The organism is Pseudomonas mandelii, assembly GCF_900106065.1.
Lineage (GTDB): Bacteria > Pseudomonadota > Gammaproteobacteria > Pseudomonadales > Pseudomonadaceae > Aquipseudomonas > Aquipseudomonas mandelii.
Map to the genome: position 1 here is coordinate 1,940,934 of NZ_LT629796.1, position 26,281 is coordinate 1,967,214.

General features: G+C 59.9%; 24 protein-coding genes. 9 read left to right on the forward strand and 15 right to left on the reverse strand.

Annotated elements, in window-relative coordinates; all coding sequences use genetic code 11:
• The 7 genes from BLU63_RS08760 (at window position 1) to BLU63_RS08795 (ending at window position 6,967) form a co-directional block, all read left to right on the forward strand.
• Window positions 1-1,194, forward strand: coding sequence for an SfnB family sulfur acquisition oxidoreductase (locus tag BLU63_RS08760; protein ID WP_083375290.1), 1,194 nt, complete (start codon window positions 1-3; stop codon window positions 1,192-1,194).
• Window positions 1,194-2,552: an LLM class flavin-dependent oxidoreductase gene (locus BLU63_RS08765; RefSeq protein ID WP_083375291.1), complete on the forward strand. Its 1,359-nt coding sequence runs from the start codon at window positions 1,194-1,196 to the stop codon at window positions 2,550-2,552. Before BLU63_RS08760 ends, BLU63_RS08765 begins: the two co-directional genes overlap by 1 nt.
• Before the next feature lie 143 nt (window positions 2,553-2,695).
• Entirely contained in the window at window positions 2,696-3,505 is an 810-nt protein-coding gene (locus tag BLU63_RS08770) for a MetQ/NlpA family ABC transporter substrate-binding protein (protein WP_010464814.1), read from the forward strand.
• A gap of 2 nt (window positions 3,506-3,507) precedes the next feature.
• Window positions 3,508-4,629, forward strand: a complete 1,122-nt coding sequence (locus BLU63_RS08775) for a methionine ABC transporter ATP-binding protein (protein ID WP_083375292.1) — start codon at window positions 3,508-3,510, stop codon at window positions 4,627-4,629.
• Window positions 4,619-5,263, forward strand: a complete 645-nt coding sequence (locus BLU63_RS08780; protein ID WP_083375293.1) for a methionine ABC transporter permease — start codon at window positions 4,619-4,621, stop codon at window positions 5,261-5,263. Before BLU63_RS08775 ends, BLU63_RS08780 begins: the two co-directional genes overlap by 11 nt.
• Before the next feature lie 542 nt (window positions 5,264-5,805).
• Complete coding sequence (locus BLU63_RS08790; RefSeq protein ID WP_083375295.1) at window positions 5,806-6,162, forward strand: DUF6124 family protein; 357 nt, start codon at window positions 5,806-5,808, stop codon at window positions 6,160-6,162.
• 175 nt (window positions 6,163-6,337) lie between these two features.
• Window positions 6,338-6,967 (forward strand): class I SAM-dependent methyltransferase, encoded by a 630-nt coding sequence (locus tag BLU63_RS08795; RefSeq protein WP_083375296.1) that lies wholly within the window; start codon window positions 6,338-6,340, stop codon window positions 6,965-6,967.
• A gap of 114 nt (window positions 6,968-7,081) precedes the next feature.
• On the opposite strand, the gene BLU63_RS08800 is transcribed toward BLU63_RS08795, so the two are convergent.
• The 7 genes from BLU63_RS08800 to BLU63_RS08830 form a co-directional block, all read right to left on the reverse strand.
• The gene (locus BLU63_RS08800; RefSeq protein WP_010464825.1) at window positions 7,082-10,135 is read right to left on the reverse strand and encodes an efflux RND transporter permease subunit; all 3,054 of its coding nucleotides are present in this window, start codon (window positions 10,133-10,135) and stop codon (window positions 7,082-7,084) included.
• Window positions 10,132-11,199: an efflux RND transporter periplasmic adaptor subunit gene (locus BLU63_RS08805; RefSeq protein ID WP_010464827.1), complete on the reverse strand. Its 1,068-nt coding sequence runs from the start codon at window positions 11,197-11,199 to the stop codon at window positions 10,132-10,134. Before BLU63_RS08805 ends, BLU63_RS08800 begins: the two co-directional genes overlap by 4 nt.
• Window positions 11,196-12,299: an efflux RND transporter periplasmic adaptor subunit gene (locus tag BLU63_RS08810; protein ID WP_083375297.1), complete on the reverse strand. Its 1,104-nt coding sequence runs from the start codon at window positions 12,297-12,299 to the stop codon at window positions 11,196-11,198. The genes BLU63_RS08805 and BLU63_RS08810 overlap by 4 nt, the downstream gene beginning before the upstream one ends.
• A gap of 685 nt (window positions 12,300-12,984) precedes the next feature.
• Window positions 12,985-13,767 (reverse strand): MetQ/NlpA family ABC transporter substrate-binding protein, encoded by a 783-nt coding sequence (locus BLU63_RS08815; protein WP_010464830.1) that lies wholly within the window; start codon window positions 13,765-13,767, stop codon window positions 12,985-12,987.
• Window positions 13,768-13,941: 174 nt separating this feature from the next.
• On the reverse strand, window positions 13,942-14,874 hold the full coding sequence (locus BLU63_RS08820; RefSeq protein ID WP_083375298.1) for a sigma 54-interacting transcriptional regulator: 933 nt from the start codon (window positions 14,872-14,874) through the stop codon (window positions 13,942-13,944).
• A 59-nt stretch (window positions 14,875-14,933) separates the two neighbouring features.
• Entirely contained in the window at window positions 14,934-15,515 is a 582-nt protein-coding gene (locus BLU63_RS08825; RefSeq protein WP_010464834.1) for an alpha/beta hydrolase, read from the reverse strand.
• A gap of 385 nt (window positions 15,516-15,900) precedes the next feature.
• Window positions 15,901-16,974, reverse strand: a complete 1,074-nt coding sequence (locus BLU63_RS08830; RefSeq protein WP_083375299.1) for a fatty acid desaturase — start codon at window positions 16,972-16,974, stop codon at window positions 15,901-15,903.
• 100 nt (window positions 16,975-17,074) lie between these two features.
• Between BLU63_RS08830 and BLU63_RS08835 the strand changes: the two genes are divergently transcribed.
• A complete protein-coding gene (locus BLU63_RS08835; protein WP_083375300.1) occupies window positions 17,075-18,079 on the forward strand; it encodes an AraC family transcriptional regulator in 1,005 nt (334 codons plus the stop codon).
• A 156-nt stretch (window positions 18,080-18,235) separates the two neighbouring features.
• On the opposite strand, the gene BLU63_RS08840 is transcribed toward BLU63_RS08835, so the two are convergent.
• Both BLU63_RS08840 and BLU63_RS08845 read right to left on the reverse strand, forming a co-directional pair.
• A complete protein-coding gene (locus tag BLU63_RS08840) occupies window positions 18,236-18,601 on the reverse strand; it encodes a response regulator (RefSeq protein ID WP_010464840.1) in 366 nt (121 codons plus the stop codon).
• A gap of 70 nt (window positions 18,602-18,671) precedes the next feature.
• Window positions 18,672-19,358, reverse strand: a complete 687-nt coding sequence (locus BLU63_RS08845; protein ID WP_010464842.1) for a Crp/Fnr family transcriptional regulator — start codon at window positions 19,356-19,358, stop codon at window positions 18,672-18,674.
• Window positions 19,359-19,442: 84 nt separating this feature from the next.
• Between BLU63_RS08845 and BLU63_RS08850 the strand changes: the two genes are divergently transcribed.
• Window positions 19,443-19,961 carry an Mpo1 family 2-hydroxy fatty acid dioxygenase gene (locus BLU63_RS08850; RefSeq protein ID WP_010464844.1) on the forward strand — a complete coding sequence of 173 codons (519 nt, stop codon included), beginning with the start codon at window positions 19,443-19,445 and terminating at the stop codon, window positions 19,959-19,961.
• A gap of 92 nt (window positions 19,962-20,053) precedes the next feature.
• Here BLU63_RS08850 and BLU63_RS08855 read toward each other — a convergent pair whose 3' ends face one another.
• The 6 genes from BLU63_RS08855 to dibA all read right to left on the reverse strand — a co-directional run bounded on the left by BLU63_RS08855 (window position 20,054) and on the right by dibA (window position 26,212).
• The gene (locus BLU63_RS08855; protein WP_083375301.1) at window positions 20,054-21,043 is read right to left on the reverse strand and encodes a sulfate/molybdate ABC transporter ATP-binding protein; all 990 of its coding nucleotides are present in this window, start codon (window positions 21,041-21,043) and stop codon (window positions 20,054-20,056) included.
• 3 nt (window positions 21,044-21,046) lie between these two features.
• Window positions 21,047-21,916 (reverse strand): sulfate ABC transporter permease subunit CysW, encoded by an 870-nt coding sequence (gene cysW, locus BLU63_RS08860; RefSeq protein WP_010464848.1) that lies wholly within the window; start codon window positions 21,914-21,916, stop codon window positions 21,047-21,049.
• Between the two features lie 12 nt (window positions 21,917-21,928).
• Complete coding sequence (gene cysT, locus BLU63_RS08865) at window positions 21,929-22,747, reverse strand: sulfate ABC transporter permease subunit CysT (protein ID WP_007899634.1); 819 nt, start codon at window positions 22,745-22,747, stop codon at window positions 21,929-21,931.
• A gap of 69 nt (window positions 22,748-22,816) precedes the next feature.
• Window positions 22,817-23,830 carry a sulfate ABC transporter substrate-binding protein gene (locus BLU63_RS08870; RefSeq protein ID WP_083375302.1) on the reverse strand — a complete coding sequence of 338 codons (1,014 nt, stop codon included), beginning with the start codon at window positions 23,828-23,830 and terminating at the stop codon, window positions 22,817-22,819.
• A gap of 75 nt (window positions 23,831-23,905) precedes the next feature.
• A complete protein-coding gene (gene oscA, locus BLU63_RS08875) occupies window positions 23,906-24,088 on the reverse strand; it encodes a sulfur starvation response protein OscA (protein WP_010464855.1) in 183 nt (60 codons plus the stop codon).
• 204 nt (window positions 24,089-24,292) lie between these two features.
• Entirely contained in the window at window positions 24,293-26,212 is a 1,920-nt protein-coding gene (gene dibA, locus BLU63_RS08880; protein WP_083375303.1) for a phosphodiesterase DibA, read from the reverse strand.
• Window positions 26,213-26,281: the final 69 nt, after the last annotated feature.

A 26,281-nucleotide genomic window follows, 5' to 3' on the forward strand; every position in this document is an offset into this window, starting at 1 on the left:
ATGACTCATTCTCACCACGTCGCGGTCATAACCAGCGATGAGCAAGCCCTGATCGTCGCTACCGATCTGGCCGAAGATTTCAAACGCGACAGCGCCCTGCGCGACCGCGAACGCCGTTTGCCGCACCCGGAGCTGGAAGTGTTTTCCCGCTCGGGTCTTTGGGGCATCAGCGTGCCCAAGGAATACGGCGGCGCCGGGGTTTCCAACGTGACCCTGGCCAAGGTCATCGCGCTGATTGCCCAGGCTGACGGCTCGCTCGGACAGATCCCCCAGAACCATTTCTACGCCCTCGAAGTGCTGCGCGTGAACGGCAGCGAAGAGCAGAAAAAACGCCTGTACGCCGAAGTGCTCGCCGGCCAGCGCTTCGGCAATGCCTTGGCGGAACTGGGCACCAAAACCGCCCATGACCGCGTCACCAGCCTGACCCGCGACGCTGACGGTTATCGCATCAACGGGCGCAAGTTCTACGCGACCGGCGCGATCTATGCGCAACGCATTCCGACGTCGGTGGTGGATGAAAACGGCGTGCAGCAACTGGCGTTCGTCCCCCACAACAACAAAGGCCTGACCGTCATCGACGACTGGAGCGGTTTCGGCCAGCGCACCACCGGCAGCGGTTCGGTGGTGTTCGAAGACGTCTACGTCGCCGCCGAAGACGTCATCCCGTTTCAAAGTGCGTTCGAGCGCCCGACCACCGTTGGCCCGCTGGCACAGATTCTTCACGCCGCCATCGACACCGGCATCGCCCGCGCCGCCTATGAAGATGCCCTGCACTTCGTGCGCACCAAAACCCGACCGTGGATCGACGCCACCCATGAAAAAGCCACTGACGACCCGCTCACCCTCAAGAGTTTCGGCCACCTGAGCATTCGCCTGCACGCCGCCGAAGCCTTGCTGGAACGCTCCGGCGAATTCCTCGACAAAGCCCAGGCCAACACCAACGCCGAGACCGTCGCTGCGGCCTCGATTGCCGTTGCCGAAGCCCGCGCCATCAGCACCGACATTTCCCTCGCCGCCGGCAGCACGTTGTTTGAACTGGCCGGCAGTCAGGCAACGCTGATCGAACACGGCCTCGATCGCCACTGGCGCAACGCGCGGGTGCATACCCTGCACGACCCGGTGCGCTGGAAGTATCACGCCGTCGGCAACTACTACCTCAACGATGAAAACCCTCCGTTGCGAGGGACCATCTGATGGCCGAGGCGAAAAAGAAGATCCTGCTCAACGCGTTCAACATGAACTGCATCGGGCACATCAACCACGGCTTGTGGACGCATCCACGGGACACCTCCACCCAGTACAAAACGATTGAATACTGGACCGAACTGGCGCAGTTGCTGGAACGCGGCTTGTTCGACGGTCTGTTCATCGCCGATATCGTCGGCGTGTACGACGTCTACCAGAACTCGGTGGACGTGCCTCTGAAAGAATCGATCCAGCTGCCAGTCAACGACCCGCTGCTGCTGGTTTCAGCCATGGCGGCGGTGACGAAAAACCTCGGTTTCGGCCTCACCGCCAACCTGACTTACGAACCGCCGTACCTGTTCGCCCGCCGCCTGTCGACGCTCGATCACCTGAGTCGCGGCCGGGTCGGCTGGAACATCGTCACCGGTTACCTCGACAGCGCCGCCAAGGCCATGGGCTTGAGCGAGCAAGTCGAGCACGACCGCCGTTACGACCAGGCCGATGAATACCTCGAAGTGCTCTACAAACTCTGGGAAGGCAGCTGGGAAAACGGCGCGGTGTTGAATGACCCGCAACAGCGGATCTACGCCCAACCCGAAAAAGTGCACAAGGTCGAACACAAGGGTGAGTTCTATCAGGTCGAGGGTTATCACCTCTGCGAGCCATCGCCGCAGCGCACGCCGGTGTTGTTCCAGGCCGGCAGTTCCGATCGCGGTTTGCTGTTCGCCGGGCGTCATGCCGAGTGCGTGTTCATCAGCGGGCAGAACAAACCATCGACCAAGGTTCAGGTGGATAAGGTTCGCGCCAGCGCTGTTGAAGCCGGGCGCAATCCCGAAGACATCAAGGTGTTCATGGGCTTGAACGTGATTGTCGGCGCCACCGAGGAGCTGGCCTGGGCCAAGCACGCCGAATACCTGAGTTATGCCAGCGCGGAGGCCGGTGTCGCGCATTTTTCGGCGTCGACCGGCATCGATTTCTCTGAATACGAGATCGACGAGCCGATCCAGTACGTGAAGAGCAATGCGATCCAGTCGGCGACCAAAAACCTGCAAAACAACGACTGGACCCGGCGCAAATTGCTCGAGCAACACGCCCTCGGCGGCCGCTACATCACGGTGGTGGGTTCGCCTGAGCAAGTGGCGGACGAACTGGAATCGTGGATCGCCGAGACCGGGCTGGATGGCTTCAACCTGACACGGATTGTCACGCCGGAAAGCTATGTGGATTTCATTGAGCTAGTGATTCCGGAGCTGCAGCGGCGTGGGTCGTACAAAACGGCTTATGACAACGGCAGCCTGCGGGAAAAGCTGTTTCACGGCGAAGCGCATTTGCCTGAGCAACATACGGGCTCGGCGTTTCGGCGCTAAAAGCTTCGCGGGCAAGCCTCGCTCCTACAGGTATTGGTCGTTCACAAATGTCCGGTACGGCGCTGAACCTGTAGGAGCGAGGCTTGCCCGCGAAGAGGCCCGCCCAAACACCCAAAACTTATGCACTGACTGGAAACCCCATCATGAAAAAGACCTGCCTCTCCCACCCAGTCAAAGCACTGGCCCTGGCCCTCGGCCTCTTCAGTTCTGTCACCTTCGCCGCCGACGCGCCGCTGAAAGTCGGCACCACCGCGGCCTTCGCCATCCCGCTGGAAGCCGCCGTCGAGGAAGCCAAAAAACAAGGCCTGCAAGTCGACCTCGTGGAGTTCAGCGACTGGATCGCCCCCAACGTCAGCCTCGCGGCCGGCGACATCGACGTGAACTATTTCCAGCACGTCCCGTTCCTGGAAAACGCCAAGGCTGCCGCCGGTTTTGACCTGGTGCCGTTTGCGCCGGGGATCATCAACAACGTCGGCCTCTACTCGAAGCAATACAAAAGCTTCGACGAACTGCCGCAAGGCGCCAGCGTCGCCATCGCCAACGACCCGATCAACAGCGGTCGCGGCCTGCAACTGCTGGCCAAAGCTGGCCTGATTACCCTCAAGCCGGGTGTCGGCTACAAGGCCACCGAAGAAGACATCATCGCCAACCCGAAGAACATCAAAATCCTCCAGGTTGAAGCGGTACAGCTGGTGCGCGCCTATGACGATGCCGATCTGGTGCAGGGCTACCCGGCGTATATACGTCTGTCGAAGACTTTCGATGCCGGTTCGGCGTTGCTGTTCGACGGTCTTGATCACAAGGAATACGTGATCCAGTTCGTGATCCAGCCCAAGAGCAAAACCGATCCGCGCCTGATCAAGTTTGTCGATATCTACCAGCACTCGCCGGCTGTTCGTGCGGCCTTGGATAAAGCCCACGGCAAGCTCTATCAAGCCGGCTGGGAAAGCTGAGGATGACGGCCGCGATCCAACGGCGACTGGAGATTCCAGAGCCACATAAAGCCGAACAGACCGAACTGCACCCGGACCTGAACCGCGCCCACGTGCGCTTCATCGGCCTGGGCAAAACCTACACCGGTCAGCAGGGTCCAGTGGCGGCGTTGCACGGCATCGACCTGGCGATCCAGCGCGGTGAAGTGTTCGGCATCATCGGTCGCAGCGGCGCCGGCAAGTCGTCGCTGATCCGCACCATCAACCGTCTCGAACAACCGAGCAGCGGCCGGGTGCTGATCGATCAAGTGGACATCGGCGAGTTCGATGAAGACCGCCTGGTCGCGCTGCGCCGACGGATCGGCATGATCTTCCAGCACTTCAACCTGATGTCGGCCAAGACCGTTTGGCAGAACGTCGAATTGCCACTGAAAGTCGCCGGTGTACCCAAGGAAAAACGCGAACAGAAAGTCCGCGAACTGCTGGAGTTGGTCGGCCTGCAAGGCAAGCACAAGGCCTATCCGGCGCAGCTGTCCGGCGGACAGAAACAGCGTGTCGGCATCGCCCGCGCGTTGGTGCATGACCCGGAGATCCTGCTGTGTGACGAAGCCACATCGGCACTGGACCCGGAGACCACGCAATCGATCCTCGGCCTGCTGCGCGAGATCAATCGGCGGCATGGTTTGACCATCGTACTGATCACCCACGAGATGGCGGTGATCCGCGATATCTGTGATCGGGTGGTGGTGCTGGAGCACGGAAAAATCGTCGAGCAAGGGCCGGTCTGGAAAGTCTTTGGCGACCCGCAGCATGAAGTCAGCAAGACCTTGCTCGCGCCGCTGCAACACGCGCTGCCGGAAGAACTGCAAAGCGGTTTGCGTCCACAACCTCAATCCTCGGACGCGGCGGTTGTGTTGCGTTTGCGCTTCAGCGGCAGCGCCACAGACGAACCAGATCTGGCAGCGCTGTTCAGCGCCCTCGGCGGTCGCGTGAGGTTGCTGCAAGGTGGCGTGGAACGCATTCAGGGCCATGCGCTGGGGCAATTGCTGCTGGCGGTGACGGGGTCGTCCTTGGGCGCCGAGCAACTGCGTCAGCGCGCCGGCCACTGGGCGCAACAGGTGGAGGTGCTCGGTTATGTGGTTTGATCGCTTGCTGCAAGGCTTCATCGACACGTTTCTGATGGTGGGCGTGTCGTCGCTGATTGCGCTGCTGGCGGGGATTCCGCTGGCGGTCATCCTGGTCACCAGCACCCAAGGCGGCATCTACGAAGCACCGGCGCTGAACCGTGCACTGGGCGCCTTCGTGAACCTGTTCCGCTCGATTCCGTTTCTGATTCTGATGGTGGCGCTGATTCCGTTCACCCGGTTGATCGTCGGCACCACTTACGGGGTCTGGGCCGCCGTGGTACCGCTGACGATTGCGGCCACGCCGTTCTTTGCGCGCATAGCCGAAGTCAGTTTGCGCGAGGTGGATCACGGTTTGATCGAAGCGGCCCAAGCGATGGGTTGCCGGCGCTGGCACATCGTCTGGCATGTGCTGTTGCCCGAGGCGCTGCCGGGGATTGTCGGTGGTTTCACCATCACGTTGGTGACCATGATCAACTCGTCGGCCATGGCCGGGGCCATTGGTGCGGGGGGGTTGGGGGACATTGCGTATCGGTATGGGTATCAGCGGTTTGACAGCCAGATCATGCTGACGGTGATTGTGTTGCTGGTGGTGTTGGTGGCGATTATCCAGCTGGGTGGGGATCGCTTGGCTCGGGGGCTCAACAAGCGCTGAACACGGTCAAGGTTGTAGCGCTTTTGTGGCGAGGGAGCTTGCTCCCGCTCGATTGCGCAGCAATCGCAAGATCTTTAGACCGGGTTTATCTGACACACCTTATTGAATGGCAGGGGGCTGCTTCGCAGCCCAGCGGGAGCAAGCTCCCTCGCCACAAAAGTGTCCTCGACACGGGCAATTTCCCTCGCAACAGGGGGAGCATTTCCCACAGGAAAATCAGTGTGCCTACAGGCCTGGTCCCTTTCATTTGCAGGACATTTCCTAGATCATTCCGCTCGCTTGCGCCTGCCAAATTCGGTGGCTAGTCTCGGTCCGTCACTGCTCATCAGTGATCGGGTTTAGTAGCCCGGAACAATAGGCGTATGGCGGTTCCATGCTCATGCCCGGTGTTGCTTGCCGCGTGCAGAAAATGGTGGCTGTACGTGGGGCACTCTCGGGTGCACCGGTTTTCCTATTGACCGGCCTACTACCTGCGTACAGCTGCCACCCACCGCTTAGTAGGCGAAGGTGTCGGCTCCCCTGCAGCAATAGGAGCAACGCCAATGAAAAGATCTGTCCCCGATCCACCTCTCGAAACATCCACCCAAGACAAACCCACCGACGATCCACTCAGAGATCGTTCCGCCCTTTATCGTGCGATCGATTTCTACCTCACCGGAGAACAGCCTTCGGCCCCCGATGAACTGCGGTTCTACAACGTCAGTGAAGACGTGAGCTTTGAAGACACCCAACTCTATGTTGCGGACTTGCTGCGCTGCGCTTCAGTCACCGCGTATCAGTGTGGCGATCACCTCAAGGGGGCGGATCGAGCCATGGTGTTTTCCGTTTGGCATTTGCTGGAGATTGCCAAAGCCATGGTTGATCGCTCCATTGATTGTTTGGGGATGAAGCAGGGCTGACATCGGTCGGCAGTGAAATCGCCTTCGCGGGCAAGCCTCGCTCCTACAGGAGTACGCGTCTGTCGAAACAACTCGATCAACTGTAGGAGCGAGGCTTGCCCGCGAATGGCTGCGAAGCAGCCCCACGTCTGATGGCGTATATTCGGCCATATCCCCATTGCCTGCGCAGCCGACCATGAAGCAAACCCCCGACGACCTCCAGAAGATCACCGCCACCACCCTGGACCATTACAACTCGGTGGCCGAAGGTTTTCGCGAGGGGACTCGCGATCATGATGTCAGCCAGAACATCGATGCCCTGCTGCGGCATATTCAGGGCGAGGCGCCGTTCGACATTCTCGATTTCGGCTGTGGGCCGGGGCGGGATTTGCAGACGTTCACGCGCATGGGCCACAGGGCTGTCGGGCTCGATGGTTCGGAAAAGTTTGCGCAGATGGCGCGTGAGGACAGTGGATGCGAAGTATGGCAGCAGGACTTTCTGAAGCTGGACCTGCCGGATGAACGCTTCGACGGGATTTTTGCCAATGCGGTGTTGTTTCATATCCCGCGCCAGGAATTGCCTCGGGTGTTGAAGGAGTTGCGCAGGGCGTTGAAGCCAGGTGGCGTGTTGTTCAGTTCCAATCCTCGCGGCGAGAATCAGGAAGGGTGGAATGGGCCGCGTTATGGGGCTTACCACGATCTTGCGGCGTGGCAGCAATTACTGACTGAGGCGGGGTTTGTGGAGCTGGAGCATTACTACCGGCCGGCGGGGCTGCCGCGGGAGCAGCAGCCTTGGTTGGCGAGTGTGTGGCGCAAGCCGGTGTAGCCTGACAGGACGCCATCGCGAGCAGGCTCGCTCCTACAGTTGACCGAGTTGTCCAGACGGACGCGGTCCCCCTGTAGGAGCGAGCCTGCTCGCGATAAGCGCGTAGCGCTCGCCTTACTGCACCTCTTTCTGCGGCTCGCGGATTTTGTACCAGGCGACATAAAGCGCTGGCAAAAACAGCAGCGTCAGCAACGTCGCAATAATGATCCCGCCAATCATGGCGTAAGCCATCGGCCCCCAGAACACTTCCCGGGCAATCGGGATCATCCCCAGGCTGGCCGCCGCAGCGGTCAACAGAATCGGTCGGCGTCGATGCTCCGTGGCCTGCGCCACGGCATCCCAAGGTGAAACGCCCTCTTTCTCCAAGGCATCGATCTGGGTCACCAGGATCACCGAGTTGCGGATGATGATGCCGATCAGCGCCAGAATCCCCAGGATCGCCACAAAGCCCATTGGCGTGCCCGTCGGGATCAGCGCCAGCACCACGCCGATCAGCCCGAGCGGCGCGACACTCGCCACCAGGAACAGCTTCTGCACGCTGTGCAGCTGGATCATCAGGAAGGTCGCCATCAGAAACAGCATCAGCGGCACCACCTTGGCTATCGGCCCTTGGGCCTTGCCGCTTTCCTCCACCGTGCCGCCCGTGGCGACCGAATAACCCACCGGCAAACCGGCGGCGAATTTATCGATGGCGGGGTTGAGCTGTTTCACCAGGTCAGTCGGCTGAATCTCATCACGCACTGCCGCCTTGATGGTGATGGTCGGTTTACGGTCACGGCGCCAGACCAGCGGTTGCTCGAGTTCATAGCGCACCGTGGCGAACGCCAGCAGCGGAATCGACGTGCCGCTCGGGGTCACGATCTGCAAGTTTTGCAGGGTTTCCGGCGTGCCACGTTCCGCGTCCACCGCGCGCCCCACGACGTTGATCAGGTAGATATCGTCATCGACCTGAGTCACCGGCGAACCAACCACAATGCTGTTCATCAGGTTGGCCACGTCTTCCGACGACAGTCCCAGTTGTCGCGCCTTGTCCTGGGCGATCTCGATGCGCAGGACTTTGCCCGGTTCGTTCCAGTCGTAAATGATCTCGCCGATGTGCGAGTTCTTGTCCAGCTCGGTGGCCAGGGCGATGGCGTGCTTGCGCACCTGATCGATGTCCTTGCCGCTGACCCGGTATTGAATCGGGCGACCCACCGGCGGGCCCATTTCCAGCGCCTGGACGTAGCTGCCGATCCCGACGAAATCCTTGCGCAGCCGTTCGCGCAAACGCTGGCTGAGGGCGTTGCGCGATTCCAGGCCTTTGCTGACGATCACCAGTTGCGCGTAGTACGGGTTCTGTAATTGCTGGTCGAGGGGCAGGTAGAAACGGATCGCTCCCTCGCCGATGTAAGTGCTCCAGCGCACGATGTCCGGGTCATCCTTGAGCGTCGCTTCGAGCTTGTCCACCGCCTTGCGGGTTTCGGCCATCGAGGCGTTTTGCGGCAGGTTGAGGTCGACGAGGATTTCCGGGCGGTCCGACGACGGGAAGAACTGGTTCTGCACAAACTGCATGGAAAACACCGAGGCCACAAACAGCGCAATGGTGATACCGATCGCCCACCAGCGATTGCGCATGGCCCAAAACATCCCGTAATTGAATGCACGGCCGATGCGCCCGGGCTCGGCGTCATGGGGTTTCACCTTGGCGCTGAGAATGTGCACGCCGATCACCGGGGCAAACAACACAGCGACAATCCACGACACCAGCATCGCCACCGCGATAACGGCAAACAGGGTGAAGGTGTACTCGCCCGCCGAGCTGGCGTTGAGGCCAATCGGCACGAAACCGGCGACGGTCACCAACGTACCGGTGAGCATCGGGAACGCCGTGGAGGTGTAGGCAAACGTCGCCGCCTGCTCCTTGGTCTCGCCCATTTCCAGGCGTGTGACCATCATTTCGACCGTGATCATTGCGTCGTCCACCAGCAGGCCGAGGGCGATGATCAATGCGCCGAGGGAAATCCGCTGCATGGTGATGCCGCTGTATTCCATGAAGATGAACACCATGGCCAGCACCAGCGGGATCGAGCACGCCACCACCAGCCCGGCGCGCACACCGAGGCTGACGAAGCTGACGATCAGCACGATCACCACCGCTTCGAACAAGGCACTGGTGAAGCCGCCGACGGCTTTTTCCACCACTTCGGCCTGATCGGACACAGTGTGCACACCAACGCCCACCGGCAAGTCTGCGGTCAGGTCAGTCATGCGTTGGTGCAACGCCTTGCCGAACTCCTGGATGTTGCCGCCCTTCTTCATGGCGATGGCAAGGCCGATGGCCGGGTGGCCGTTGAAGCGGAACTCCGGGGTCGCCGGGTCAACGTAGCCACGGCTGATGTCGGCAATGTCGGCCAGGCGGTAGAAGCGGTCATTGAGCCGCAGGTTGACGTTGGCCAGGTCTTTCTCGGAAGCGAACTGCCCGGAGGTGCGCACCGAGATGCGCTCCGGGCCGGACTCGATCACACCGGCCGGGGTCACTGAGTTCTGGGTTTGCAGGCTTTGCACCACCTGGCGTTGATCGATACCCAGCGCCGCCAGTTTACGGGTGGAGAAATTCAGGTAGAGGACTTCGTCCTGCTCACCGACCATCTCGACCTTGCCCAGCCCCGGCACTTCACGAATTTCAGCGCGAACCTGTTCCACGTAATCGCGCAACTGGCGCATCGACAAGCCGTCGGCGGTAAAGGCGTAGACCGAACCGAACACATCACCGAATTCGTCGTTGAATCCCGGCCCTTGCAGGCCTTGGGGGAAGTCACCGCGAATGTCGTTGATCTTCTTGCGCACCTGGTACCAGATTTCCGGGATGTCCTTGGCACTGGTGGTGTCGCGCAGGTTGACGAACACCGTGGACTCGCCGGGCCGCGTATAGCTTTTGACGTAATCGAGGGAGTCGAGCTCTTCGAGTTTTTTCTCGATGCGATCCGTGACCTGCTTGAGGGTTTCTTCCTGGGTCGCGCCCGGCCAGCGGGTCTGGATGACCATGGTTTTGATGGTGAACGACGGGTCTTCCTCGCGCCCCAGGTTCATGTACGAGAACACGCCCATCAGCAGCGCGACGAACATCAAATACCAGACAAACGACTGATGCTTGAGGGCCCATTCGGATAAGTTGAAACTCCCTTTCATTGGGGGCTGTCCTCGTCGATTTTCACTTTCTGTCCCGGTTTCAGGCTGTTCACACCCGCGCTGACCACCCGCTCACCCGACTTCACACCGTTGGCCAGGACCATGGTCGAATCGGTGCGGCTGAGAAGGTTGACGTCCCGTGGGGCAACGGTCTGGGTCTGCGTATCGACGACCCAGATGCGCGATTGCCCACCGACCTCCTGTAGCGCACTCAAGGGCAGTTCGATGCGGGGTTTGATCGCGGAGCTGAGGGTGACGCTGATCGCTGTGCCCAGGCGAAAACCGGGCGGTGTGTCTGTCAGGGTCAGGCGGGCTCGACGGGTACGGGTCGCACTCTGGGCCTGGGGCTCGATTTCACGAACAGTGGCCGTCGTGTTGATACTCGGGTCCAGTTGCGCCGCAACTTGAAAGACGACGTCGCTCGGGAGTTGGTCGACCAGGGTGTCCGGCAGGTCGATCACCGCTTCCTTGATGTCCGGCTGCGCCAGGGTCACCACTTGCTGGCCGGCGGTGACGACTTGCCCGGCTTCGGCATTCCACGCGGTGACGATGGCTTTGTGGTCCGAGCGCAATTCGACATAGTTGAGCTGATCCTTGGCCTGATCGACCGCCGCCTTCGCTTGATCGAGAGAGGCCTGGGTGGTCTTCAGGTCGGTCTGCGCGACATCGAGTTGCGCCTGGGCGCCGACGCCGCGATCGAACAATTCCTGCTGCCGCCGGGCGCTGGCCTGGGCGTTGATGTATTGCGCCTGGACGCTGGCCAGATCGCCCTGGGCGGAACGCAGCTGATTCTGCTGATCGGTGGGGTCCAGGGTGGCGAGCAGCGCGCCCTTTTCCACTTCGGCACCGACATCGACGTTACGGCTGGCGATGCGCCCCGGCACGCGGAACCCGACATTGCTTTCATAGCGGGCCTGGATGCTGCCGGCGAAGCGGCCGAGATGTTCCTCGTCCAGCGATTCGACCTTGACCGACAGCACCGGACGTATCGGCTCCGGCGGCGGTTCCTCTTTCGAGCAAGCCGCCAGCATCATCGCCGTGCACACCAGTAACAGACGCTTCATGGCTGAGCTTCCACAGCAAGATCCTTGTAGGTGTTTTCGGCGATTTCAACTTTCACGCCGGGGTGCAGCAACTGACCGCCCGCGATGACGACTTTCTCGCCGCTCTGCAGGCCGGCGCTGATGATCACTTTGCCGGTCAGGTAACGACCGACCGTAACATTGTGCAGTTGCGCCTTGCCCTCGCCATCCACCAGCCATACCGCCGGATCGCTGAGGTTTTTGGTCAGGGCCGACCACGGCAATTCCACGGCGGACTTGCCCGGAGTCTTGGCCGTAGCGCTTACCACCGAGCCCAGTTGCATGCCCTCGGGCAGGCTGTCGAGGGTGACTTTGACTTGCACGGTGCCGGTCTGCGCGGACACCGCCGGGGTGATCTCCCGCACGGTGCCAGTGGTTTTGATCGACGGGTTGTCGAGCAGGCTGACCACGATGGTTTTATCCTCCGGCGCCTCGGCCAGCAGCGATTCGTAGACGTTGAACACCGCGTCACGCTCACCATCGCGCGCCAGGCTGAAAATCGGCACCGTCGCCTGCACCACCTGGCCGACCTCGGCCTGACGCGCCGTAATCACGCCTGGCGCCTCGGCAATCAGCGCGGTGTAGCCGAGTTGTTCGCGAGCGTTGGCAAGCTGCGCCTGAGCAGCGGTCAGCGCGCTCTGACTGCTGCGCAAGGCGGCTTGCGCGGAATCGTATTCGCTTTGGCTGGTGTAGCCCTTGGGCAGGAGTTTTTGCTGGCGGACAAACGCGGCGGCGGTCTGCTTGACCCGGGCCTGCTCGGCGGTGACTTGGGCCTGGGCCGAATTGACGCTGGTCTGCAGGTCTTTGGGATCGAGTCTGGCCAGCACTTGTTTGGCCGACACTCGGTCACCGACATCGACCATGCGCTGAATGATCTTGCCGCCCACGCGGAACGACAACTCAGTCTGGACCCGGGCCTGAACATCGCCGGTGAGCGTCACCGACGCGGCGTAATCCAAGGGTTTGACCTCCTGGACGAAGACCCGTGGACGGTCCTTCTCGACCGGTTTTTTATCGCCACACGCGGTCAGTAGTGCAAGGAGGCTCAGACCAACCGCTATTTTCAATCCGGGACCAGCCATGCAGACTCCTTTGCGTTGTACGGACGTGCCAATGGCGATACGACTGTGAGCTTAGAACAGGGTTCCATGGGTGCACCTGACGCCCTCAAATAAAGCCATCAAGTCACAAATCTTGTAGCACCTGGCGGAGTCCACTGAGAGCCAGCTTGAGGTTCGGATGACGGTCGTGTTGGCCAGCTTCACGTCGACCTTGTCGCATCACGCAAAAAACTATCCCGCGGATTTGTCGCGGCGAAAGAAGACGACTATTTTCCTTGCAGCTGTAGGAGGGATCTTTTTTTCAAAAAGCCCCTCCAAGGACGCACAGCTTTTGGCCAGACTCCCTGGCTGAACCCTCACAAGGAAGAGAAAAATGGCTGAGATGAAAGTGCCACAGCGGTTGGATCCGCAAGAAATCGTGAAGTTATTGGTGGCATTGCGCCGGGCGCTGGAGGCCAGGGTAGCCTGAATGCGCGGGCGCTTTTGTGACGAGGGAGCTTGTCGGACCGCCGCACCGTCCCGCTCGACTGCGCAGCAGTCGCAAAATCAGTCGAAACGGTGTGCCTGAAGAAGCGCATGTGCAGGATTTAGGGTCGCAACCCAGCGGGAGCAAGCGCCCTCGCCACAGGTTTCTCGCAGGCAAAAAAAACGCCGACGCTTTACCAGCCGTCGGCGTTCGAAACCTTGAAGGGGTTTACCTCGCGAATCAGAACGCCGGCAGTACCGCGCCGCTGTACTTCTTCTCGATGAATGCTTTGACTTCCGGGCTGGTCAGGGCTTTGGCCAGTTTCTGGATGGCAACGCTGTCCTTGTTGTCCGGACGAGCCACCAGGAAGTTCACGTAAGGCGAATCGGCACCTTCAATCACCAGCGCATCTTTAGCCGGGTTCAGACCTGCTTCCAGCGCGTAGTTGGTGTTGATCATGTCCAGGTCGACCTGATCCAGCACACGCGGCAGCATGGCCGATTCCAATTCCTTGAACTTGAAGTTGTGCGGGTTCTTGGCGATGTCTTTCGGCGTAGCCAGAGCGTTTTTCGGGTCTTTCAACTCGATCAGGCCAGCCTTCTGCAGCAGGATCAGGGCACGGCCGCTGTTGCTGCCTTCGTTCGGGATGGCGATGGTCGCGCCGTCTTTCAGCTCAGCCAGGGTTTTGACTTTCTTCGAGTAGCCGCCGAATGGTTCGACGTGCACGCCGATCACGGTTACCAGATTAGTGCCTTTGCCTTCGTTGAAGCTTTTCAGGTACGGCAGGGTCTGGAAGTAGTTGGCGTCCAGACGCTTCTGATCGACCTGTACGTTCGGCTGAACGTAGTCGGTGAACACTTTGATTTCCAGGTCCACGCCTTCTTTGGCGAGGGTTGGCTTGATCAGTTCCAGAATCTCGGCGTGTGGAACCGGGGTCGCCGCCACCACCAGTTTCTCGCCAGCCTGGGCCAGGCCCGCGGTCAGGGCAGCCGCCAGTGCGGTGAACAACAGAACCTTTTTCATGCAGTGTCCTTATCGAAAATCACGGTCGTCAGCGACGACGGCTAAATAGTACGTGTGCCAGTGAAGTGCTATCGCTGGCGTGAGGCGGACAATACCGGGATTTTTTATTCCCGAACAATATCTTTTATTCACTCTCATATTCCATTTTGTTCATACAGCTCTAACCCACACGGGTTAAAGCATTCGGCTAAAGCTTTCGAGCAGATCCTTTAGCGCCGAACGCTCGTCAGCCGTGCCGTTTTTGCTCACTTGCGCGATCTGCTGCTCAATCTGCACCAACGACACAGGCACTTCAGGCAAATTCAAATGCTCCGGCAAAATCTCGTCGCCGGTACTGACCAGCAGCGCAAAGTGAATGACATTCTCCAGCTCCCGGGTATTGCCCGGCCAACTGTGCCGCTCCAGCACCAACTGCGCGGCCTCACTGATCAGCGGCACCGGCAGGTCGAGGCGCTGACTGTAGATGCCGAGGAAATATTCTGACAGTGACAAAATATCCCCGACCCTGTCACGCAATGCCGGCAGTTCGAGTTGACCTTCGCTGAGGTAGTGATAAAGACGCTCATGGAATTTCCCGGCCGCCACCGCCTGGGCCAGATCGATACTGGTGGCCGCCACCAGGCGCACGTCCACCGGGCTCGGTTGCTGAGCGCCAACGCGGGTGACTTCGTGGTTTTCCAGGGCGGCGAGCAATTTGATCTGGATCGGCAGCGGCAAGTCGCCGATCTCATCCAGATAGAGCGTGCCGCCATTGGCCGAACCGAACCACCCCGCGCGGCTGCTGGCCGATCCGCTGTAACTGCCGGCGGCATAGCCGAACAGTTCGGCGTCAGCATAGGTCGGGCTGATGGCGCCGCAGTTGACCGAGACGAATAACCCGCCGCGATCACTGGCACGATGGATGTGCCGCGCAAGCAATTCCTTGCCGCTGCCGGTTTCACCACGGATCAACACCGAGATCGAGCGCGGCGCCAGTTGTTCCAGCTCCAGGCGCAACTGCCGGGAACGTGGATCGACAAACACCAGCGCCTTGGCGCGAATACTCAGGGGACTTTTTTCTGCGTCGGGAAAGGTCAGCAGTGGCTGACCGAAGGCTTCAAAACTCATGGCAGACTCCCGCCCTAAACCGCCGGGAGACGGGTTGGCGTTCTAAAAAAGAAAAAGGCTCAAGCGCGTCGCAAGGCGTGGTGTTCCATTCGATTTTGCAGGCGATAGAGATAGGCAAATCCCTGCTCCCAGCGCTGGTGACCGGACTTCACGTTGATGTGTCCGGCACCCGGCAGAATCCCCGCCTCGGCGCCCCAGTTGCGAGCCAGCTCCAGGGCTCGCGGCGCACTCACGGCGCTGTCGTTGTCGGAGCTGACGACCTGGCTCGGGAAGGGCAAAAGGGTTGTGGGAATCGGTGCGAAGTTGCGCAAGGCCGGAGCACATGCCGGACGTTCAACGTCCGCCGGCGCGACCAGCAAGGCACCGCGAACCTGTCGCAAAAAATGCAGCGATGCCGTGGCCGCCCAATGGGCGACCGTAATGCAACCCAGACTGTGCGCAATCAAGATCACCGGCGTGCTGTCGGCAGCAATCGCTTCTGCCAGCGCGGCAACCCAGTCTTCACGGCGCGGCGTCAGCCAGTCGGCCTGCTCCACCCGAGCGCTATTGGGCAGGCTGTTCTGCCAGTGACTTTGCCAATGATCTTCCGGCGATCCTTGCCAGCCCGGCACAATCAGGTAGCGAATTGATTCGTTGCGCATGGGGGAGCTCTCCTGCTGCGTGTCTGTTCCCGGTCGAGTATAGGGAGGAGAGCTATATCCGTTAAGGAATAAGAAGCTATTTATTAAGACCTATAAGGAATATGCGGTGGTTTTGAAAAGACAAAAAAAAGGGACCGCACCCTGCCAAGGAGACGGCCCCGGAAACTCAAAATCTGCTAGCGCTAATCAACATCACTGGATGCGATGATTGACTTAAATACTTATCCAATAAAGGAATATTTAATTACTTTGTTAGATCCGAAACGCATAAGTGGATCGCGATACAGCAACTACCAAGTCATCCTGTTTGGGTCATAACGTACCGACCCTTTGGGTCAGATTGATGACGGGCGCCTTTGCCGTATTGAGTTTCCGATAACATCGATCACGCCTGAGCGGCACGCACCTCCTGCGCCTCTGCTGTTTCCTCGCGTACAAACCGGTTCGCCCGCCCAAACGTCCCGAAATCATTGAACCGCACGCCCATCTCGCGCATCACCTTGTGCGCCACCGGCACGGTCATCTGGCGGATGTAAAACGGTTCCTTCACCACGAAGTGATGAATCCCGTGGCTGCTGCCGAAGTTGAAGCAGAACGCTTGCATAGGCCACATCCACCAAGGGTTCAGCACCTGGGTTTGCTGAATCACATTCCCCGGCTCCACATCCCCGTAGTAATGCATGTTGGAGCTGACAAAATGCAGGCAAAACGTGCGCAACACGTTCGGGCCGATGATCACCACCGCCGCGATGTCGATGACCGTCATCACCGACAGCGTGGTCGCCGACCATTCGATGGGTGACCCCATCAGGTAGGCAATGCCATTCGCCGCATGGAAACCGAGGAACATGTACCAGGCGCCCCAATGCACCAGCGCCAGCGGCGCGTAGACCTTCAACGTGCGTGTGATGATGCTGAATTTATGCGCCCAGGTCCTGGCGCGCAGCATGCGAATGAACGCCGACATCACGTTGTCGCCGACCATCAAAAGCCGCGCGATTCCCCAAGGCTCGCCGTTGGTGATCGCGCGCTCTTCCATGTCGGCTTCCGTACCGGACACCTTGTGGTGATTGAGGTGCAGATGCCGGCGAATCCATGGATTGATCGTGCTCGGGCGCGCCAGCCAGACCAGGCCCATCATCAGGTTGTGCGGCACCCGTTGTTTGCGAAAGTACATGCTATGAATCAGGTCGTGTTCCAGCTCGTGGGTCAACGAGGCGAAAAACGCGTTGAGCAACAGGCACGCCCACCAGGCCAGGTGCCCGGTCAGGTAGAGCGCCGCGCAACCGATCATTCCGGCGAGCGCGAAGGCCAGAATGCCCGCACCCAAGGCGTCCTGATGGTTGAGAATCGGGTAGCGTTTGCGCAGTTCGACCCCTCTGGCCAGCACCACTTCGCGAATATGCGCTGATCGTTGGGCTGCATTCAGTCGCTGGGGACTTGCAGAAGTACCGTCCATGCTTCCATCCTCTGGTTATTGATGTTCGCATCCTGCCTTGTGAACCCTCACACCGTGGTAGCCGTGAACGCCAACCTGTTGACCGGAAGCGCCAATCAGCATGACTGAACCGACCTCCCTCGCCAGCTGGACCCGCGCCCTGCGCAAGCAACTCGATGCGCTGGGCCTCGACAGCACCGCTCTGTGCCAGCAGGCGGGGCTCGACCCGCAATTGATGGACGACCCGAACGCCCGTTACCCGTTGTCGGGCACCACGCGCCTGTGGGAAATCGCGGTGCAGGTCAGCGGCGACCCGGCGATTGGCTTGCGGGTGTCGCGTTTTGTCAGCCCGACCACGTTCCATGCGCTCGGTTATGCGCTGGTGGCCAGTGGCAGCCTGCGCGAAGTGTTCGAGCGCATCGTGCGTTATCACCAGGTGGTCAGCGATGCGCTGGAACTGGAACTGACCCGCGCTGAAGATCGCTACCGCTTCCGTCTGAAAATTCCGCAAGGCAATCCCGCACCGGCGCTGGAGGCCATCGACGCGTTTGCCGCGATTTACGTGCGCACCTGCCGCAATCGCCTGGGCCGCCAATATGCACCGCTGGCGGTGTATCTGCGCCGCCCGGAACCGGCCGACCCGCATCAATGGCACAAAGTCTTTCGTTCGCCGGTGCACTTCGCCGCCGACGAGGACCGACTGGAATTTGCCCTCGTGGACTTCGACAGTCACCTGGACGATGCCAACCCGGAACTGGCTGAACACAACGAAGCAGTGCTCAAGCGTACTTTGGCGCAACTCAAGCCGCTGACGTGGGAACGCAAGGTCCGCGATGCCATTGAAGAACAATTGCCCGAAGGCGAACCAAGCGCCGAACACATCGCCAAGGCCCTGCACCTGAGCTTGCGCAGCCTGCAACGGCATCTGGCGGACGAAGGTTGTCGATTCGACGCGTTGCTCAATGAAAGCCGCGAAAACCTTGCGCTGCTGCACCTGCGTGACCCGCAATGCTCGTTGAGTGAAGTCAGCTATATGCTGGGGTTCGCCGATACCAGCAGCTTCAGCCGCGCGTTCAAGCGCTGGACCGGGATGACACCGGGGCAGTTTCGGGATGGGTTGCGGTGAAACATCGGAAAGATGGTTTGCCAGAACCGACCTCTTCGCGGGCAAGCCTCGCTCCTACAGTGGTTCCATATGGACCACAATATCGCGGCAAATCGAAAAACCTGCAGGAGCAAGGCTTGCCCGCGAAGGGGCCAGGCCAGACACCGCAGTAACGCCCTAACGCCCCCGATCCCGCCGCAACAACTTGCGCACCCGCGTCACCAGTTCGCTCACAGCAAACGGCTTGAGCAGGTAATCATCTTCATGCAGCTCCAGACCGCGCAGGCGATCTTCGATGCCGTCCTTGGTGGTCAGCAACAGCACCGGCGTGTCGCCGAGCTTGCGGATCTGTTGCAGCAACTGCCAGCCGTTGAGCCCCGGCAGCATCACGTCGAGGATGATGAGTTCGTATTCGCCGGACTCGATAAAGCGACGCCCGTCCATACCGTTGAGCGCCACATCGACTGAATAACTCGCCTCGTTCAGGCCGTTGGCCAGGCGTTTGGCGATCTCCGATTCGTCTTCTACTAGCAGCACACGCATGGCACACCTCGATTGTCGTCATCACAGGCTAGGCGCGTTCGCGGGCAAAGCCCATCAAAAACGCTGAGTTTCAGAAAATCGCCAATGCCCGCAAGCCCTCGGCGTTGAGGATTTCGATCTCGCCATACTTCAAATTCAGAATGCCCTGCCCCTGCAAGTCCTTGAGGATCTGGTTGGTGGTCTGGCGCGACAGCGACAGCATTGACGCCAGTTGCTCCTGCGGCAGTTGCAGCACTCGGCGCGGCGGATCGTATTCGCCGTAGCCCTCGGCGATCATCAGCAGGCGGTGAGCCAGGCGTGCCGGGGCGGGCATCAGGCTCAGCTGTTCGAGGTTGATGAAGGTCAGGCGCAGTTTGTGGCTCATCAGCAATGCCAGCTGCCGCCAATACACCGGTTGTTCGTCGAGCAACGCCAGCAATGCCGCCTGCGGGATGTGCAACAGGGTGCACTGGCCAACGCCGAACGCATCGTGGGTGCGTGGCTGGCCGTCGAACAGGCAGATTTCGCCGAACCAATGGGGCGACTCCACCAGGCTCAACAACGCTTCCTTGCCCTGCTCGCTGACCGCGCCGATGCGTACCGCGCCTTCGATCACCGCATACAACCCGCACGGCGGGTCACCGCGTTTGAACAACAGCTGCCCGGTCGACAACCGTCGCACCCGGGCCGCAGCCAGCAGACTATCCTGTAAGGGAACCGGTAAATGACTGAACCACTGCCCCGACTCCAGGCGCGAACGCCAAACCTGCATGTTCATGAAAACTCCTGGAGATTGTCGCCTGCCTGACAGAGCGAAAGGTGAACCCGAGGCATGATCAATCACCCTACAGGAGGAATAACAATGAAAAGCCTCGTTGACCATCTCAGTCAATACGCCGCTTACCACCGTGACCCGCGCAATATCGCCAGCCACTTTATCGGGATTCCGCTGATTGTGGTGGCGGTGGCGGTGCTGCTGTCGCGGCCGCAATGGGTCGGGGGCTGGGTGTCGCCGGCGGTGCTGCTGGCACTGGCCTCGGCATGGTTTTACCTGCGCCTGGAGGTACGCCTCGGGGTGTTGATGACGGTGCTGCTGGGGCTGTGCGTCTGGGCGGGTCAGGTTCTCGCGCAGCAAAGTACGCTGGTGTGGCTCTCGAGCGGGATCGGGATGTTTGTGGTGGGCTGGGCGATTCAGTTTGTCGGTCATCACTATGAAGGACGCAAACCGGCGTTTGTCGATGATGTGACGGGGTTGATTGTCGGGCCACTGTTTGTGGTGGTTGAACTGGCGTTTTTGCTAGGGATGCGGCGGGATTTGAAAGAGCAGATCGAGGCGCGAGTGGGTGGGGTGCGGGTCAATCCGAAGCGCGCTGCTGCGTAGATTGCTTTCGCGGGCAAGCCTCGCTTCTACAGGGGATCTATGTACGCCATAGATCCCCTGTAGAAGCGAGGCTTGCCCGCGAAGCTTTTGCCTTAGATGTTGGCGAGTTTCTGCCAGACCTTGGGCTTGAAGAACAGCGTATCGCCCTTCGCCAGGTCGATCAGGCTGTCGTGATCCTTCACCACTTCAGCTTCGATCAACTCGCTCTGGCCTTCGACCTTCAACGTCACCCGAGTGGTCGCGCCCAGCGGACGGATATCCCGCACTTGCGCCGCGTGATGGTCTTCCAGCTCATGCCGCGACAGCGACACTTCATGCGGGCGGAACAGCACATGGTTGTCTTCGCCCAGATGCAGGCGGTTCGAATCGCCGAGGAAGTGATAAACGAAATCGCTGGCCGGGTTTTCGTAGACGTCGCCCGGTGAGCCGATCTGTTCGATCACGCCTTTGTTCATCACAACGATACGGTCGGCGACTTCCATGGCCTCTTCCTGGTCGTGGGTCACGAATACCGAGGTCAGGTTGATGTCTTCGTGCAGCCGTGCGAGCCAGCGACGCAGCTCCTTGCGGACCTTGGCGTCGAGCGCCCCGAACGGTTCATCGAGCAGCAGGACTTTCGGCTCCACCGCCAAGGCACGGGCCAACGCGATACGCTGACGCTGGCCGCCGGAGAGTTGCTCCGGGTAGCGATCCGACAGCCAATCCAGTTGCACCATGTTCAGCAGTTCATGAACCTTCACCGCGATCTGGCTTTCGCGTGGGCGCTGGTTTTTCGGTTTCATGCGCAGGCCGAACGCGACGTTGTCAAACACCGTCATGTGACGGAACAGCGCGTAGTGCTGGAACACGAAGCCGACATTGCGATCACGCACGTCGTGGCCGGAGACGTCTTCACCGTGGAACACGATGTTGCCCTGATCCGGGGTTTCCAGGCCGGCGATGATCCGCAGCAGCGTGGTCTTGCCGCAACCCGAAGGGCCGAGCAGGGCCACGAGTTCGCCGCTTTGAATGTCCAGGCTGATGTTGTCCAGCGCCTTGAACGCATTGAAATTCTTGCTGACGTTACGCACTTCGATCGACATGACTTATTCCTCCGCGGCGCTGGCGCGCAGGCGGTTAATACGGTTTTCGCTCCACTGCTTGAGCAGCAGGATGCAGAGCGCCAGGATCAGCAACAGGCTCGCCACAGCGAACGCGGCCACGTGGTTGTATTCGTTGTAGAGGATCTCGACGTGCAGCGGCAGGGTGTTGGTCACCCCGCGAATGTGCCCGGAAACCACCGACACCGCACCGAATTCACCCATGGCCCGCGCGGTACACAACACCACGCCGTAGATCAGACCCCATTTAATGTTGGGAACGGTGACGTGCCAGAACATCTGCCAGCCATTGGCCCCGAGCAAGCGCGCAGCCTCTTCTTCCTGGGTGCCTTGTTCCTGCATCAGCGGGATCAGTTCACGCGCCACGAACGGCACGGTGACGAAAATCGTCGCCAACACGATGCCCGGCAAGGCGAAGACGATCTGGATGTCGTGATCCTGCAACCACGGCCCGAACAGGCCCTGGGCGCCAAACATCAGCACGTAGACCAGACCGGCGATGACCGGCGATACCGAGAACGGCAGGTCGATCAGCGTGACCAGCATACTTTTGCCACGGAACGAGTATTTGCTCACGCACCATGCAGCGCTGACACCGAACACCAGGTTCAGCGGCACTGATATCAGCACGGCGATCACCGTGAGTTTCAGGGCCGACAACGCGTCGGGTTCGAAGATCGCGGTGAAGAACGCACCGATTCCGAGCTTTAGGCCCTGAGATACCACGATCACCAGCGGCAGCAACAGGAACAGGACGAACACCAGCCAGCCAAGGCCGATCAGGATTCGCCGCGACGAAGCACTGCCACGGCGGGCGGCGTTCGAGGAAGCAGCAGCAATAGACGATTGGGACATTTCTGCGCCTCCTTATGGGGTTTCGATGCGCCGCTGCAGCAGGTTGATCAGCAGCAACAGGACGAAGGAAACCACCAGCATCAGTACACCAATGGACGTGGCGCCGGTGTAATCGTACTGGTCGAGTTTGACCATGATCAGCAGCGGCAGGATCTCGGTTTTCATCGGCATATTGCCGGCGATGAAAATCACCGAACCGTACTCTCCGACCCCGCGGGCAAAGGCCAACGCGAAACCGGTCAGCCAGGCTGGCAGCAGCGCGGGCACCAGAATATGGCGGAAAACCTGTAGCGGTTTTGCACCCAGGCACGCTGCCGCTTCTTCCACTTCACGCGGGATATCAGCCAATACTGGCTGTACGGTACGTACTACGAATGGAAGTGTCACAAAAGTGAGGGCGAGGGTGATGCCGAGGGGGGTATACGCGATCTTGAAACCCAGGTCCGCTGCAAACTGACCCACCCAACCATTGGGCGCGTATAGCGCAGTCAGCGCGATACCGGCCACGGCGGTGGGCAAAGCGAAGGGTAGGTCGATCATCGCATCGATGACTTTGCGTCCTGGGAAGGTATAGCGCACCAGCACCCAGGCCAGCAGCGTGCCGATAATGCCGTTGATGATCGCGGCATAGAGCGCGGTGCCGAAGCTCAGCTTCAACGCCGCCAGCACCCGTGGCGCCGAGATAATCGCCCAGAACTGATCCCAGGTAAGTTGGGCGGCATGCACAAACATCGCCGCCAGTGGAATGAGCACAATCAGGCTGAGGTACACCAAGGTGTAGCCCAGCGTCAGCCCGAAGCCGGGTATGACGGGGGAGATACGACGCGACATAAAAGTCCTTGGTTGAGAACGCGCAAAGCCCCGAACTTAAATCCGGGACTCGTTGATGGCTATTTAAAACTACTGCGCCTGGTAGATCTGGTCGAACACACCGCCATCATTGAAGAATTTCGGCTGAGCGCTTTTCCAGCCGCCGAAATCCTTGTCGATGGTCACCAGGTCCAGGGTCGGGAACTGCTTGCTGTACTTGGCGGCCACATCCTTGTCACGTGGACGATAGAAGTTTTTCGCCGCAATTTCCTGGCCGGCCGGGCTGTACAGGTGCTTGAGGTACGCCTCGGCGATCTCGGCGTTGCCCTTTTTCTCGGCGTTCTTGTCGACCACAGCCACCGGTGGTTCGGCGAGGATCGACAGCGAAGGCACAACGATTTCGAACTTGTCCGCGCCGCCGTCTTCTTTCAAAGCCAGGAACGCTTCGTTTTCCCAGGCCAGCAATACGTCACCCTGACCGTTGTTGACGAAGGTAATGGTCGAACCGCGAGCGCCGGTGTCCAGGACCGGCACATGCTTGAACAGGGTCTGCACGTATTCCTTGGCCTTGGCTTCGTCACCACCGTTGGCTTTCAGGCCGTAGGCCCAGGCCGCGAGGAAGTTCCAGCGCGCACCGCCGGAGGTTTTCGGATTAGGAGTGATGACCGACACGTCGTTTTTGACCAGGTCGCCCCAGTCCTTGATGCCTTTAGGGTTGCCCTTGCGTACCAGGAACACGATGGTCGAGGTGTAAGGCGTGCTCGCCTCGGGAAGACGCTTCTGCCAGTCGACCGGCAGGGTCTTGCCGAGTTTTGCGATTTCGTCGATGTCACCGGCCAGGGCCAGGGTCACCACGTCGGCGCGCAGGCCATCGATCACGGCACGGCCTTGTTTGCCGGAACCACCGTGGGACTGCTGGATTTTCACGTTATCGCCAGCGTGGTCCTTCTTCCAGAAGTTGACGAACTCGGCGTTGTAATCCTGATACAGCTCGCGAGTCGGGTCATACGACACGTTGAGCAACTCGTAATCCTTGGCAACCGCAGAACCAGCAAAAAATGCACTGGCCAGGGCGGCCAAAGCGAAATGACGAATCGACGACATGGTGAAAGCTCCTGGAATTCTTGGATGTGTTGGCTTTTTTTATGGAGTGCTGGAAGCGCGGGCTGCCGGTTTTTTTCAGCTCGGTTTGTTGCTCGGGCTTTGCAGACGGAATTTTTCTTTGCGTTCGATCTGGACCACCTGGGCGTTGTGCACGGTGATCTCGACTGCGCCAAAACGCAGGTCGCGCAGTGCGCTCTGGATCTCACGCAAGATGGTGGCTTCGTCTTGACCCTCAACGCTACGTAGGGATGCGCTCATGGTGCTGCTCCTTCAACTGAGAGATTGCCTGGCAGTGGCGGCACTGCTTGCGGCGTGAGAGCAATACTAGAGACGCGTAGATATTCTTAAAAAGACTATTTAAGAATGTTTATATAACCAGAAAGCAGATCGCTTCGGCGCTATGCGCGAAGGGGGGAAGTATCCGGTGACGCTTTGCGTCACGGATTAAGGGGGGACCTGCGCTTAGCGAATTTCCGGCGCATGCGCCCAATCGAGCTGCTCGGCCGGAACCGGTCGCCCAAACCAGTAGCCCTGGCCCAGATCGCAATCGTGTTCGAGCAGGAAACGCGCCTGCTCGACCTGCTCGATCCCTTCGGCGTGCACCTGCATCCCCATGCTTTGCGCCAGCGCGATAATCACCCGCACGATCGCCACGTCGTCCTCATCCCACGGCAATCCTGCGACGAAGCCCTGATCGATCTTGAGCTTCTGCACCGGCAAACGCTTGAGCCGCAGCAGCGACGAATAGCCGGTGCCGAAATCATCGATGGCCAGCCGCACACCCAACTCGCGCAGTCGATGCATCTGCTCCAAGGCCACTTCCGGGTCTTCCATGACCGCGCTCTCGGTGACTTCCAGTTCCAGAAACGCTGGATCGAGCCCGGTTTCGTGAAGCACTTTCGCCACTTGCTGAAACAGCTCACGGCGAGCGAACAGTCGAGACGAGACGTTTACCGCGATAAACGACAACGCCACACCGGCCTGCTGCCACGAGCACATTTGCTGACAAGCCTGGCGCATCACCCACGCATCGATCTCCGCGATCAACCCGGTGCGTTCGGCGATGGGAATGAATTCTGCCGGCGGCACCAGCCCCCGTTGCGGATGCTCCCAGCGCACCAACGCCTCGGCGCCCACCAGGCGACGGGTCCTGAGGTCGTGAACCGGCTGGTAATAAACGCGCAGCTCCTGCTGCTCCAGCGCTCGGCGCAGCTCAACAGCCGTTTCGACCCGATTCTGGGCATGGGCGGTCAGCTCTTCGGTGTACAAGGCGTAGCCATCGCGACCGGCGCTTTTGGCCTTGAACAGCGCCGAGTCAGCGTTACGCAATAATTGTTCGGCGCTCAATGCATCGCCGGGGAACAGACTGATACCGATGCTGGTATTGATGAACAGTTGATGCCCGCCGATCAGGAACGGCTCTTTGAGAGCATCAATGATCCGTTGCGCAAGCGCCGCCGCCTGCATCAACTGCGGACAGCTTTCGGCGAGCACCGCGAACTCATCGCCACCGAGCCGCGCCAGCGTGAGCTCCGGCCCGAGCATGGCCTGCAATCGCTCGGCCACGGCCTTGAGCAGTTCGTCACCGATGGTGTGCCCAAGGCTGTCGTTGATCATTTTGAAATGATCCAGGTCGATCATCAGTAATGCACAGCCACGCTTGTGCAGTTGCGCCGACGTCAGCGCCTGCTCGGTACGGTCGGTGAACAGCAAACGGTTAGGCAGATCCGTCAGCGGATCGTGATGAGCCAGATGCTTGAGCTCATGTTCGGAATTCTTGATTGCGCTAATGTCGGAAAACACCGCGACGTAATGGCTGAGCTGGCCCTGATCGTCGCGAATGACGCGGATCGTCTGCCATTGCGGGTAGATCTCACCGCTTTTGCGGCGGTTCCAGATCTCCCCGCTCCACTCGCCGAGGCTCTTGAGTGTCACGAACATCGTCTGGTAAAAATCCGCGGGGTGATGGCCCGACTTGAACAGGCTCGGTCGCTGACCCAGCACTTCCGCCTGCGAGTAGCCGGTGATTTCCATGAACGCCCGGTTAACGTGGACGATCAGCCCATTGCTATCGGTGACCAGCACACCTTCACGTGTGCAATCGAACACCGCGGCCGCCTGGCGCAAACGCTCGCGCTCTTCATGACGCTCACTCAATGTGTTGCCGATCCCCAGGCAACGGAGCAATCGCGCTCTGGCAACGAAGATCAGGCCGGTGCTCAGCAGGATCCAGGCATAACCGTTGATCAGTTGCCAACGTACCAGCTCGTCGGAGCCATCGAAGAAACTGTTCAATAAATAGCCGCTGAGCTGCAGCCAGACGATGGAAATCAATAGATAGAGCAGCGCTGCTCGCGACGCGTCGCGATAGGTGGCAGACATTAGCCGTCCTTGTCCCTGCGAAAAGGATGGGATTATAGGTTAAAGAAACATCCAGCCACTCTTATCTGA